This window comes from Shewanella chilikensis (assembly GCF_002836945.1).
In the GTDB taxonomy this organism is placed as follows: domain Bacteria; phylum Pseudomonadota; class Gammaproteobacteria; order Enterobacterales; family Shewanellaceae; genus Shewanella; species Shewanella chilikensis.
This window is the reverse complement of the sequence record NZ_NIJM01000016.1, coordinates 12,597-25,423: the sequence shown is the minus strand read 5'-3', so window position 1 is coordinate 25,423 and position 12,827 is coordinate 12,597. Positions and strand designations below refer to the sequence as shown.

12 protein-coding genes are annotated in these 12,827 nt (G+C 51.9%); 11 read left to right on the top strand and 1 reads right to left on the bottom strand.

Features of this window, described 5'->3' with window-relative positions; genetic code table 11:
* Nucleotides 1-10 precede the first annotated feature (10 nt).
* Complete coding sequence (map, locus tag CX651_RS08060; protein WP_101055392.1) at nt 11-814, bottom strand: type I methionyl aminopeptidase; 804 nt, start codon at nt 812-814, stop codon at nt 11-13.
* Between the two features lie 415 nt (nt 815-1,229).
* Here map and rpsB point away from each other — a divergent pair, with 415 nt between their 5' ends.
* The 11 genes from rpsB to lpxD all read left to right on the top strand — a co-directional run bounded on the left by rpsB (nt 1,230) and on the right by lpxD (nt 12,813).
* Complete coding sequence (gene rpsB / locus CX651_RS08055; RefSeq protein WP_025010979.1) at nt 1,230-1,958, top strand: 30S ribosomal protein S2; 729 nt, start codon at nt 1,230-1,232, stop codon at nt 1,956-1,958.
* Nucleotides 1,959-2,090: 132 nt separating this feature from the next.
* Nucleotides 2,091-2,942: a translation elongation factor Ts gene (gene tsf, locus CX651_RS08050; RefSeq protein WP_028779851.1), complete on the top strand. Its 852-nt coding sequence runs from the start codon at nt 2,091-2,093 to the stop codon at nt 2,940-2,942.
* Nucleotides 2,943-3,011: 69 nt separating this feature from the next.
* The gene (pyrH, locus tag CX651_RS08045; protein WP_039034774.1) at nt 3,012-3,743 is read left to right on the top strand and encodes a UMP kinase; all 732 of its coding nucleotides are present in this window, start codon (nt 3,012-3,014) and stop codon (nt 3,741-3,743) included.
* Between the two features lie 28 nt (nt 3,744-3,771).
* Nucleotides 3,772-4,329 (top strand): ribosome recycling factor, encoded by a 558-nt coding sequence (gene frr / locus CX651_RS08040; RefSeq protein ID WP_101055390.1) that lies wholly within the window; start codon nt 3,772-3,774, stop codon nt 4,327-4,329.
* An 84-nt stretch (nt 4,330-4,413) separates the two neighbouring features.
* Nucleotides 4,414-5,241: a polyprenyl diphosphate synthase gene (gene uppS / locus CX651_RS08035; RefSeq protein ID WP_101055388.1), complete on the top strand. Its 828-nt coding sequence runs from the start codon at nt 4,414-4,416 to the stop codon at nt 5,239-5,241.
* A gap of 20 nt (nt 5,242-5,261) precedes the next feature.
* Nucleotides 5,262-6,119 (top strand): phosphatidate cytidylyltransferase, encoded by an 858-nt coding sequence (locus tag CX651_RS08030; RefSeq protein ID WP_039034777.1) that lies wholly within the window; start codon nt 5,262-5,264, stop codon nt 6,117-6,119.
* A 4-nt stretch (nt 6,120-6,123) separates the two neighbouring features.
* Complete coding sequence (gene ispC / locus CX651_RS08025; RefSeq protein ID WP_101055386.1) at nt 6,124-7,314, top strand: 1-deoxy-D-xylulose-5-phosphate reductoisomerase; 1,191 nt, start codon at nt 6,124-6,126, stop codon at nt 7,312-7,314.
* Between the two features lie 15 nt (nt 7,315-7,329).
* Nucleotides 7,330-8,712: a sigma E protease regulator RseP gene (gene rseP / locus CX651_RS08020; protein WP_101055384.1), complete on the top strand. Its 1,383-nt coding sequence runs from the start codon at nt 7,330-7,332 to the stop codon at nt 8,710-8,712.
* A gap of 31 nt (nt 8,713-8,743) precedes the next feature.
* A complete protein-coding gene (bamA, locus tag CX651_RS08015; protein WP_101055382.1) occupies nt 8,744-11,227 on the top strand; it encodes an outer membrane protein assembly factor BamA in 2,484 nt (827 codons plus the stop codon).
* Between the two features lie 58 nt (nt 11,228-11,285).
* Nucleotides 11,286-11,783 carry an OmpH family outer membrane protein gene (locus CX651_RS08010; RefSeq protein WP_101055470.1) on the top strand — a complete coding sequence of 166 codons (498 nt, stop codon included), beginning with the start codon at nt 11,286-11,288 and terminating at the stop codon, nt 11,781-11,783.
* 4 nt (nt 11,784-11,787) lie between these two features.
* Nucleotides 11,788-12,813, top strand: coding sequence for a UDP-3-O-(3-hydroxymyristoyl)glucosamine N-acyltransferase (lpxD, locus tag CX651_RS08005; RefSeq protein WP_101055380.1), 1,026 nt, complete (start codon nt 11,788-11,790; stop codon nt 12,811-12,813).
* The last annotated feature ends 14 nt before the right edge of the window (nt 12,814-12,827 follow it).

The window sequence follows — 12,827 nt, the reverse complement described above, 5'->3', positions numbered from 1 at the left end:
GGGTGACGCCTTATTTGGCGTGATTGATGATCCTCGGGAAATCTTCCTCGGCGCGCAGCGTCAGAACTTCTACGCCGGTCTGGGTGATCAACAGAGTATGTTCCCACTGAGCTGAATTTTTACCATCTGAGGTAGTGACAGTCCAGCCGTCATCCTTGTTCAATACAGAAGTATGGCGACCGGCGTTGATCATCGGCTCAATGGTAAAGCACATGCCGGGGCGCAGTATGGTCTTGTCGTTGTTTTTGTAGTGCACTACCTGTGGTTCTTCGTGGAAGCCGGCACCTATGCCGTGACCGCAGTAATCCTGCACGATTGAATACTTGTCCAGGCCTGACTTGCTGGCCTTGATAAACTTCTCAACCGTGGTGCCAATTTCGCCCAGCTGCATGCCGGGGCGAACTTTACGAATGGCGGCGTAGAGACTTTCTTGGGCGATGCGGCACAGGCGGCGATCTTTCGGGCTGACATCGCCAATAAGGAACATTTTGGAAGTGTCGCCGTGATAGCCATCCTTGATGACAGTGATGTCGATATTGAGAATATCGCCGTCCTTGAGCACGCGATCGCTGGGAATACCGTGGCAGATCACTTCATTGATAGAGGTGCAGATGGACTTGGGAAAACCGTGGTAGTTGAGTGGCGCAGAGATGGCGCCTTGTTCTTCGGTGTATTTGGCGCAGATATCATTGAGTTCGTTGGTACTGACCCCGACCTTGACGTGTGGGGCTATCATTTCCAACACATTGGCGGCCAGCTTGCCGGCGGCGCGCATTTTCTCAATTTCTTCTGCTGTCTTGATGACTATACTCATGGGGCTTTCTCTTAATAACGAGTGCCTTGGCCAAGGCCAATTCACCTTGTTTGTGAAACGGTAAAATAACGCTGCTGACGCGGCTTTGAACTGAGTTTAAGGCCGACATGAGAGCGGTAAAAAGTTTGTGTTTGCCGGCGATTTATGGTATAAAGCGCGCCGTTATGTTTGACTCTAAGTGACTTTGAGTTGACGACTCTATGAGTTCGAATTAGCTTCAAGTCGGCTGCCTTTGATGGGGGAACCCATTTTGTCGGCAGGTAAGAGTAAAGATGGCGGCCATTATACATGGCATTTAACTCAAATACTAAATCACACACGTATCGACACATTCTTCGGGGTGCCCGCGGCTTGGCCAAAGGGTCGAAGACATGGGATGCGTGGAGGTCTAACCCCTTAAATTAAGGTATAGAAAATGACTACAGTTTCAATGCGCGATATGCTCCAGGCCGGTGTACACTTCGGTCACCAAACCCGTTACTGGAACCCTAAGATGAAGCCTTTCATCTTCGGCGCCCGCAACGGTGTACACATCATCAACCTCGAGCACACTGTGCCAATGTTCAATGAAGCTCTGGCTTTCATCAGCAACATTGCTTCCAAGAAAGGTAAAATCCTGTTCGTAGGCACCAAGCGCGCTGCCAGTGAAGCCATTAAAGAAGCTGCCGTATCTTGCGAGCAGTTCTACGTGGACAAGCGCTGGCTCGGCGGTATGCTGACCAACTGGAAAACCGTTCGTCAGTCAATCAAGCGCCTGAAAGATCTGGAAACCCAGTCTGTTGACGGTACTTTCGACAAGCTGACCAAGAAAGAAGCGCTGATGCGTACCCGTGAGCTGGAAAAGCTTGAGAAGTCTCTGGGTGGTATCAAGAACATGGGCGGTCTGCCAGACGCCATTTTCGTTATCGGTGCCGACCATGAACACATCGCTATCAAAGAAGCCAACAACCTGGGTATCCCAGTTGTTGCCGTAGTAGATACCAACTCTGCTCCAGATGGCGTTGACTACATCATTCCTGGTAACGACGACGCTATGCGTGCAATCCGTTTGTATGCTGAGTCTGTAGCTGCTGCTGCCAAAGCTGGCCGTGGTCAGGACCTGGCTGTTCAAGCTGAAGAAGACGGTTTCATCGAAGCTGAATAATAAGGTGCGATGCTAGTACATCACCCTTATTAACCAAGAGATATGATTGGTTAACAGGGGCCATATGGCCCCTGTTTTATACCTACTTATCAACAGGTTAAATTTGTCGAATTATCAATTGAGGATTTAACAATGGCAATTACTGCTGCCCTGGTTAAAGAACTGCGCGACCGTACTGGCGCAGGCATGATGGATTGTAAAAAAGCCCTGACCGAAACTAACGGTGATATCGAAGCTGCAATCGATAACATGCGTAAGAGCGGCGCGGCTAAAGCGGCCAAGAAAGCCGGTAACATCGCTGCCGAAGGTACTATCCTGATCAAAAACGGTGCTGGTTACACTGCTCTGGTTGAAGTTAACTGCCAGACTGACTTCGTAGCCAAAGACTCCAACTTCCTGGCTTTCGCCAATGAAGTTCTGGACGCAGCCGCTGCTGCCAAAGTGACTGTTGAAGATCTGAAAGCCCAGTTCGAAGAAGCACGTGTTGCCCTGGTTGCCAAGATCGGTGAAAACATCAACGTTCGTCGCGTTGAGTACATCGACGGTGACAAGATGGCTTTCTACCGTCACGGCGATCGCATCGGTGTTGTTGTTACCGGTGAAGCCGATGAAGAAACGCTGAAGCACATTGCAATGCACGTTGCTGCCTCCAAGCCTGAGTACGTTAACCCAGAAGACGTTCCAGCTGAAGTGGTTGAGAAAGAGCGTTCCGTTCAAGTTGAAATCGCTATGAACGAAGGCAAGCCTCAGGAAATCGCTGAGAAGATGGTTGCCGGCCGCATGAAGAAGTTCACCGGTGAGGTTTCTCTGACTGGTCAGCCATTCATCATGGAGCCAAAGAAAACTGTTGGCGAAGTTCTGAAAGAGAAAGGCGCCACTGTGACTAACTTCATCCGCTTGGAAGTGGGTGAAGGTATCGAGAAGAAAGAAGAAGATTTTGCTTCTGAAGTAGCTGCCCAAATCGCTGCTTCCAAGAAGGCTTAATCGCCAATTCTTAACCCTCCCAAGACCGCAGCAGCCGCTGCGGTCTTGTTATGACCAGGACAGAAAAAGATGAGCACCAACCCAAAACCTGCATTTCGACGTATTCTGCTGAAACTGAGTGGCGAAGCCCTGATGGGCGAAGAAGGCTTCGGTATCGATCCCAAAGTACTGGATCGTATGGCCCAGGAGATTAAAGAGCTGGTTGAGCTCGGCATTCAGGTTGGCGTGGTCATCGGTGGCGGAAACCTGTTCCGTGGTGAAGGGCTGGCCAAGGCCGGTATGAACCGCGTGGTGGGCGATCACATGGGTATGCTGGCGACAGTGATGAATGGTCTGGCAATGCGTGATGCGCTGCACCGTGCCTATGTTAATGCCCGTCTGATGTCTGCTATTCCGCTCAATGGCGTGTGCGATAGATACAACTGGGCCGAAGCTATCAGCTTGCTTAAGTCCGGACGCGTGGTGATTTTTGCTGCCGGTACCGGTAACCCATTCTGTACTACTGACTCTGCTGCTTGCCTGAGAGGGATTGAAATTGAAGCAGAAGTCGTGCTAAAAGGCACTAAAGTTGATGGCGTATATTCAGATGATCCTATGAAGAACCCTGAAGCCGTCAAATACGATGAACTGAGTTACAATGAAGTTCTGGATAAAGAATTGAAAGTCATGGATCTGGCAGCTTTCACCATGGCCCGTGACCACGACATGCCTATATTGGTCTTCAATATGAACAAACCAGGTGCGCTGCGCCGGGTTATCATGGGTGAAGAAGCCGAAGGCACGCTGATCAAAACGAAATAACCGACTGATTGCAAAAAGGACATTTAACGTGATTGATGCGATTAAAGAAGATGCACAGGTTCGTATGGACAAGTGTGTGGAAGCCACCAAGGCACAAATGGCCAAGGTGCGTACCGGCCGTGCTCACCCCGCACTGCTGGATTCTATCCAGGTGTCTTACTACGGCACCATGACCCCGCTCAAGCAGGTGGGTAATATTTCAGTTGAAGACAGCCGCACTCTGGCGGTTAACGTGTTCGACCGTAGCATGATCCAGGCAGTAGAAAAGGCGATCATGAGCTCAGATTTGGGCCTGAACCCTATGTCTGCCGGTGCCACTATCCGTATCCCTCTGCCGGCCCTGACCGAAGAGCGCCGCCGTGATCTGGTTAAAGTGGTTCGCGCCGAAGCGGAAAACGGTCGTATTGCCGTGCGTAACGTTCGGCGTGATGCCAACTCTGCGGTGAAAAACCTGGAGAAGGATAAAGAGTGTACCGAGGATGATGTACGCCGTAGCGAAGAGGAAGTGCAGAAGATAACTGACGCACATATCAAGAAGATAGACGAGCTGTTGGCCGCGAAAGAAGCGGAATTGATGGAAGTCTGATATTGACTCGCTAAACTAGAGTTGATGCGCCGTGTAGGGGTATACTACGCGGCGTTTGTCTATTTATAAGGGTTGTTTATTCAGATGTCATCCAATATGGAAGCCGATCCTACGACTCCAACCAGCACAGGTGACTGCCAGACTTCAAAGTGCTTACCTGAACAGCTTTCAGAGCTGGTAAAACAGTCTATCCCGCAGCATGTGGCTATCATTATGGATGGTAACGGCCGTTGGGCTCAGGCCCAGGGTAAAGCCAGGGTTTTTGGCCATAAGGCCGGAGTCAAAGCCGTGCGCCGGGCCGTAAGTACTGCAAGGCAACTCGGGGTACGTTCGTTGACCCTGTTCGCGTTTTCCAGTGAAAACTGGCGTCGTCCGGACCAGGAAGTTAGCCTGTTGATGGAACTGTTCTTTACCGTACTGCGCCGGGAAATCAAGCTACTGCACCAAAATGGTGTCCGGTTGAATATTATTGGGGATACCAGTCGTTTTTCCGAGAGACTGCAAAAGCAGATCCGTGCAGCCGAAGAGAAAACCGCTGCCAACTCAGAGCTAATCCTCAATGTCGCCGCTAATTATGGTGGCCGCTGGGACATAATGCAGGCCGCCCGCAAACTGGCAGAAAAAGTCGAATCCGGTGAAATGACCAGCAGTCAGTTCAGTGAAGAGGCCTTGGCAGAACATTTGTGCATGCAAAATCAACATGAAGTTGATTTAATGATCCGTACGGGCGGGGATTACCGCATCAGTAATTTTATTCTCTGGCAGGCGGCCTATGCCGAGTTGGTCTTTACCGACACCCTTTGGCCGGATTTTGATGAGCAGGCATTTCGCCAGGCTGTGGCGACTTTTGCCAGCCGCCAGCGTCGTTTCGGTCTGACCGGAAGTCAGATAGAAGAAATACGCAGCGAATAACATCTTACGAGGGACATTTTTTGCTAAAACAACGAATAATAACAGCAATTTGGTTAATCCCACTGGTTATGGGAGCCATTTTTTTGCTCCCGGCGAGTTATTTTTCATGGGCCCTGGTGGCGGTATTCTTGATTGCGGCAAAAGAGTGGGGCCGCATTATCGACAGCCGTTGTGAGGTCACTCAATGGAGTTTTACCGCCACTCTGGCGATAGTCTTGGTGGCGATTAACCTACTGGTGCCGACCGATGCCGTCTGGTCCAGAGGTCAGTTACACCCCATCATGCTGGCCATCATTCTTATTGGTGCCTGTTGGTGGCTGTTCTCTCTGGTGCTGGTGATCTCCTATCCCCGCAGCGCCAAACTCTGGCAGGGCAGCCCCATGCTCAAGTCCATGTTCGGCCAGTTGACCCTGCTACCTTGTTTCGCTTCCCTGATCGCCCTCAAAGCGCTTAGCAGTCCTGCTGACCCTTATTTTGGCGGTATCCTGGTGTTCTTGGTGATGCTGACGGTATGGGCCGCTGATTCGGGCGCCTACTTTGCCGGTAAAGCGCTGGGGCGGATTAAGCTTATGCCCAATGTCAGCCCGGCCAAGACCCTGGAAGGTTTACTGGGCGGCCTGCTGACCACCATGGTGGTGGTGGCCGGAGTTTGCTATTTCTCCCCCGAGCAGGAGCTTGGATTGCTGATAGCAGTGACTCTATTTACCGCTCTGGCCTCGGCGCTCGGCGATCTGTCCGAGAGCATGTTCAAGCGCGCCGCTAAAATTAAAGACTCGGGCACCATATTGCCCGGCCACGGTGGTGTGCTGGATCGCATCGACAGCCTGACCGCAGCCTTGCCCGTATTTACCCTTATCTATATTGCATTCTGGATGTAGTGCTATGCAAAACATGGTGATTTTAGGAGCGACTGGCTCAATTGGTGCCAGTACCCTCAGTGTGATCCAACATAACCCGGCGGCATATAAGGTTTATGCGCTGGTGGCCAATACCAATGTCGACAAGATGGCCGAGTTGTGTGCGATCCACCGACCTGAAATTGCCCATATGGTTGACCCCAATGCTGCCAAGTTATTGGCTGGGCGTTTGGGGGCCGACTCTGCTACCCGCGTCAGTAGCGGTGAGTCAGAACTACTTGAGCTGGTGGCTCACAGCCGGGTCGATACCGTGATGGCTGCCATAGTCGGTGCCGCCGGCATGTTGCCAACGCTGGCGGCAGTCAAGGCCGGCAAGCGGGTGCTGCTGGCCAACAAAGAGGCACTGGTGATGTCCGGGCGCTTATTTATGGAAGCCACCCGTCAGTCGGGCGCGACTCTGCTGCCGGTAGACAGTGAGCATAACGCTATTTTCCAATGTTTGCCGGAAGCCGTGCAGCAACAGCTGGGCTATTGCGATCTTCAAGGTGCAGGTATTTCATCGATTTTGCTCACCGGCTCAGGTGGGCCATTCTTGAGCGCTGAGCTTGCCAGTCTGGCGAGTGTGACACCGGCCCAGGCCATCAAGCATCCGAATTGGTCCATGGGGCCTAAAATTTCTGTCGATTCGGCGACTATGATGAATAAGGGACTTGAGTATGTGGAGGCGCGCTGGTTGTTCAACGCCAGTGCCGAGCAGCTTAAGGTGGTTATCCACCCCCAGAGTGTGATTCATTCCATGGTGCAGTATCAGGATGGCAGCGTGTTGGCACAGCTCGGTAATCCGGATATGCGTACCCCGATAGCTCATTGCATGGCCTATCCGGAGAGAATTGTCTCAGGGGTTGAACCTTTGGACTTTTTCAAAGTCGGACAATTGAGCTTCTGTGAGCCGGATTTTGCCCGTTATCCTTGCCTTGAGTTGGCAATGACTGCCAGTGTCGCGGGGCAGGAGGCGACCACAGTCATCAATGCGGCCAATGAAATGGCTGTTGCCAGCTTCCTTAAAGGGGAAATTGGCTTTACCGATATCGCCCGGGTCAATGAAGCCTGCTTGGCCCGTGTGCCGCAATCGCCTTTAAATTCCATAGCGGATATTCTGGCATTGGACGGCCAAAGTCGTCAGTATGCCGAGGAAGCTATCGCCGTATGCAAGTGAGGAAAATAAGGTCTGATGTTTGATTTTTTATGGAACCTGGGCGCTTTTATCGTCGCCTTGGGGATACTGATCACCGCCCATGAATATGGCCACTTTTGGGTAGCCAGGCGCTGTGGTGTCAAGGTAGAGCGTTTCTCCATCGGCTTTGGTAAGGCGATTTGGCGTCGCTTCGGTAAAGATGGCACCGAATATGTGATTGCCATGATCCCGCTGGGTGGCTATGTCAAAATGCTCGACGAGCGGGTTGAGGATGTGCCCGAGGAGCTTAAAGAGCAGGCCTTTAATCGCAAGAGTGTCTGGGCGCGTATCGCAATAGTCGCTGCCGGGCCGATAGCCAACTTTATCTTTGCCATTTTCGCGCTCTATATTATGTATCTTATCGGCGTGCCTTCACTCAAGCCGGTGATCAGCGATGTCAGACCCGGCTCGCCAGCGGCCGTGATGCAGATAGATGGCCCTCAGCAGATAGTGGCGGTTTCCGGGCAAAAGGTACGCAACTGGGAAGAAGTGAATCTGGCGCTGGTCGGTCATATCGGCGATGACAGCATGAGCTTGACCCTGAGGCCGCTCGACCAGATATCTCAGCCTGACGATGGTCTTGAGCCTTCTGGGCGCACCTATCAATTGGATATCCGTAACTGGCGTTTCGATCCGGAAAAAGAATCCCCCTTCAGCACCCTGGGGCTGGATATCTTCCGCCCGGATGTGATCCCTGAAGTGGAGACGGTTACCGAAGGCGGTGCGGCCGCCAAGGCCGGAGTTAAGGCCGGTGATATTCTGGTGGCCGTCAATGGTGAGGTATACAGCGACTGGCAAACCTTTGTCGGACAAATTAAAGTATCAGCCGGTAAGCCGTTGCAACTGACGGTTAAGCGCAGTGGGGAGCAACAGACCTTCACTCTGATCCCGGACAGCCGCAAGGGTGCCAATGGCGAAATGGAAGGTGTCATCGGCCTGGCGCCCAAAGCCCCCAAGTGGCCGGACAATATGTTGCTGGATTTGCAGTATGGCCCACTTGAGTCCATTTCGGTGGCGGCAGATAAAACATGGCAACTTGTGGTCGTCAGCTTTAAGATGATCGCCAAGTTGTTTACCGGTGATGTTTCGGTTAAAAATTTGAGTGGCCCCATCTCCATTGCACAGGGGGCCGGTAACAGCGCCAACATAGGGTTGGTATATTTTCTCGGGTTCCTCGCCCTGATAAGCGTAAACCTCGGCATTATTAACCTCTTGCCGTTGCCAGTGCTGGACGGGGGACACTTGATGTATTACTTGGTGGAAGTAATAACAGGTAAGCCTGTATCCGAACGGGTACAGGAAATTGGATTCAGATTTGGGGCGGCGTTGCTGCTGATGTTGATGAGTATTGCCCTTTTCAATGATTTTGCCCGACTCTGAGCAAGGACAGACAAATAATTAGAAGTGCGCTATGCGATTGAATAAACTTTTTGCCTCGATGTTATTAGTCGGCGCGTCGTTTTCAGGGAATGGTTGGGCAGAGTCTTTCCAACCTTTTGAAGTGACCGACATCCAAGTTGAAGGTTTGCAACGAGTGGCACTCGGTGCGGCCTTGCTGAGTTTGCCTGTCAAAGTGGGTGACACAGTCGACCAACTCAAGTTGCAACAGGCGATAAAGAGCCTGTATGCCTCCAGTAACTTTGAAAATGTTCAGGTGTCCCGCGATGGTGGGGTGCTGATAGTGTCGGTACGTGAAAGACCGACCATCAGTGCCGTGACCTTCGACGGTAACAAGGACATCAAAGACGAACAACTGCAGGAAAGCCTGGATGGTAGTGGTGTGAAGGTGGGCGAAGCCCTCGACCGCACCATGCTCTCGGGTATCGAGAAGGGCCTGCAGGACTTCTATTACGGCGTAGGTAAGTACGGCGCCAAGGTAGAGGCTCAGGTGATCAACCTGCCTCGTAACCGGGTGGAACTCAAGTTCAAGTTTACCGAAGGTCTGGCGGCCGAAATCCGTCAGATCAACATAGTGGGGAATGAGCGTTTCAGCGATGCCGACCTTATCGGTATGCTGGAGCTCAAAGACTATGTGGCTTGGTGGGATCTGTTCGGCGAGCGCCGTTATCAGAAACAAAAGCTGCAGGCCGACCTCGAAACTATCAAAACCCACTACCACAATAATGGTTATATTCGTTTCAAGGTGACCTCGACTCAGGTGGCTATGACGCCGGATCGTAAGGGCCTCTACATCACCATTAACGTCGATGAAGGCGAGCAGTATAAGGTTAAGGAAGTCAACCTGACCGGTGAACTCATGGGCCGCGAAGAGCTGCTCAAGGGAATCTTGCCTATCAAGGCCGGTGAGCAATACAACGGCGCCGATGTGACCTTTACCGAAGAGATGTACAGCAAGTATCTGGGCCGCTTCGGTTACGCCTATCCAGAGGTGAAGACTTTCCCTGAGATCGATGATGAAACCAAGGAAGTCACCCTGAATGTTAACGTTAAGCCCGGTAAGCGTGTTTATGTCCGCTCCATCAACTTCACAGGTAACACAGTAACCAAAGATGAAGTGATGCGCCGCGAGCTCAGACAGATGGAAGGGGCCTGGTTGAACTCGGCATTGGTCGAGCAATCCAAGGCGCGTCTCAACCGTCTGGGTTACTTTGAAACTGTCGATACTGAAACCGTGCAGGTGCCGGGCACAGACGACCTGGTAGATGTGGCTTTCAAGGTGAAAGAGCAGCCATCAGGCTCCTTTAACGCTGGTATAGGTTATGGTACCGAGTCCGGCATGAGTCTGCAGTTTGGGGTTCAGCAGTCCAACTTCCTCGGTACGGGCAACCAGGCCGGGATTAACCTGAATACCAACAAGTACTCCAAGAACGTCAACCTGTCGTATACCGATCCTTATTTCACCAAAGATGGGGTCAGCCTGGGTGGCAGCATCTACTGGAACGAGTTCGATGCTAACGAGGCCAACCTCGAGCGTTATAAGAACAGCTCCTATGGTGTTGCACTCAATAGTGGTTTCCCCATCAACGAGTACAACAGGCTCAACGGCGGCATAGGCTATCGTCATAACACCATTTCTGAGATTTCCAGTTATGAGCAGGCGATTCGCTTCTATAACATTTACCGTGACAACGAGGATCCCAACTCTGACTTGAGCTTCGATAACTTCGAACTTAGCCTAGGTTGGTATCGCAGCACCCTTAACCGCGGAACCTTCCCAACCGACGGTTCATCCCAGCGTTTGAGTGGTAAGATCACGGTTCCAGGTTCAGATCTGCAGTACTTCAAGACTGACTTTGACACCAACTTCTACTGGCCGCTGACCCGTAGCCATAAGTTTGTGCTCTTGACCCGTGCCCGTCTGGGTTATGGCAACGGTTATGGTGGTTTCAATGACAACGACCAGATCCTGCCGTTCTGGGAAAACTACTACTCAGGTGGCTCCAGCTCACTGCGTGGCTTCAAGTCCAACTCTGTGGGGCCCAGAGCCTTCTATCTGTATCGTGGCAGCGAGCCTTGTGGACCCAATCCGGATGGTGAAGGCTGTAGCTTGCCGGGCGATCCCAACCAAGTTTACATCAGCTCAGGTCGTTCTATCGGTGGTAACGCCATCGCCACGGCCAGTATGGAGCTGATTGTGCCGACTCCTTTCCTGGATGAGGCCTATAGCAACTCAGTACGTACCAGCTTCTTTATTGATGCGGGTAACGTCTGGGATACGGAGTTTGATTATGACTCCTATCGTTTCTTGCCGGCGGATGAGTTTTCCAAGTTGGCCGACTACAGTGATCCGAGCCGTATCCGTGCTTCCTGGGGCCTTAGCCTACAATGGCTGTCGCCCATGGGACCCATGGTGTTCAGCCTGGCCTGGCCTGTTAAGGAATACGACGATGACGAGACCGAGATCTTCTCGTTCAATATTGGCAAAACTTTCTAAATTACATAAACTCGGCAAGCATTGCTGAAGAAAAACAAGGAGTCTGACTTTGAAAAAAATGGTAAACGGCGCACTGATGACGCTGATGTTGATGGGGGCTCCTCTGGCCGCCCAAGCTGAGAAACTGGCGGTTGTCGATATGGGCGCTGTGTTTGAACAACTGCCACAACGTGAGCAGATCAGCAACGCACTCAAGACTGAGTTCGGTGATCGTATGGCCGAAGTTCAGAAATTGCAGGAAGACCTCCGTGGTTTGCTGGAAAAGCAGCAGCGTGATGCCGCGCTGATGAGCGAAGCGCAAAAGACCGAACTGGTTCGTAAAATGGAATCTCTGAAGGCTGACTATCAGCTCAAAGGTAAGGCGCTGGATGAAGATCTGCGTCGTCGTCAGGGCGAAGAGCAAAACAAACTGCTGGTAAAGGTGCAGAAGGCTATTAACACCATAGCTGAAAAAGAGAAGTACGACATGGTACTGCAACGCGGCGCTGTGGTTTATGTTAAGCCAGCTGCTGACATCAGTTCCAAAGTGGTTGAAGCCTTAAGCAAAGGCAACTAAATCGATGAAGTTTTTTTCGTTGAAAGAGCTTGGCCAGCTACTAGGGGCTGAAGTTCGCGGGGATGACAGTGTGACTGTCTCCTCGGTGGCGACACTTGAAAAGGCGCGGCCGGATCAGATCACCTTTCTGGCCAACACCAAATATCGTAGCCAGCTGGAGCAGACTCAGGCCGGTGCGGTATTGATCTCGCCTAAAGAGTTGGACGGTTTTGCCGGTAACGCCTTGGTACTCAATGACCCTTATGTCGGCTTTGCCAGAGTTGCACAGTTGCTGGACAGCACGCCGGTCGCGGCAGAGGGCATTCATCCCTCGGCGCAAATTCATCCCAGTGCCAAATTGGGAGAGGGCGTTGCTATTGGCGCCAATGCGGTCATCGGCGCCAACAGTATTTTGGGCGAAAATGTCCAGATAGGTGCCGGTACTGTGGTTGGTCAGGATGTCATCATAGGCTCAGGCAGTCGTCTGTGGGCCAATGTCACCGTTTATCACGATGTGCATATGGGGCAAAACTGTATCGTTCACTCGGGGGCGATTATCGGCTCCGATGGTTTCGGTTATGCCAACGAACGCGGTCAGTGGATCAAAATCCCTCAGACCGGCGGCGTGCGCATAGGTGACAGAGTGGAAATCGGTGCAGGTACCACCATAGATCGCGGCGCGATCGATCATACTGAAATTCATGATGGCGTGATCCTCGATAACCAGGTGCAAGTGGCTCATAACGATATTATTGGAGCCAACACTGCGATTGCCGGCTGCACTGTGCTGGCAGGCAGCGTGACTATAGGTAAACATTGTATCATTGGTGGCAATTGCGCGATTTCCGGTCATCTGAGCATTACCGATGGGGTGCATGTCACTGGCAGCACCAACATTACTAACGATGTTCGTGAACCTGGGGTATACTCCTCCGCCACTGTGGCCATGCCCAACAGGCTGTGGCGTAAAAATACGGTTCGCTTCCGTCAATTGGACGAGCTGTTCCAGCGGGTCAAGACCCTGGAAAAAACCGTTAAACCCCAAGATTAATACCGCTGTGTGTT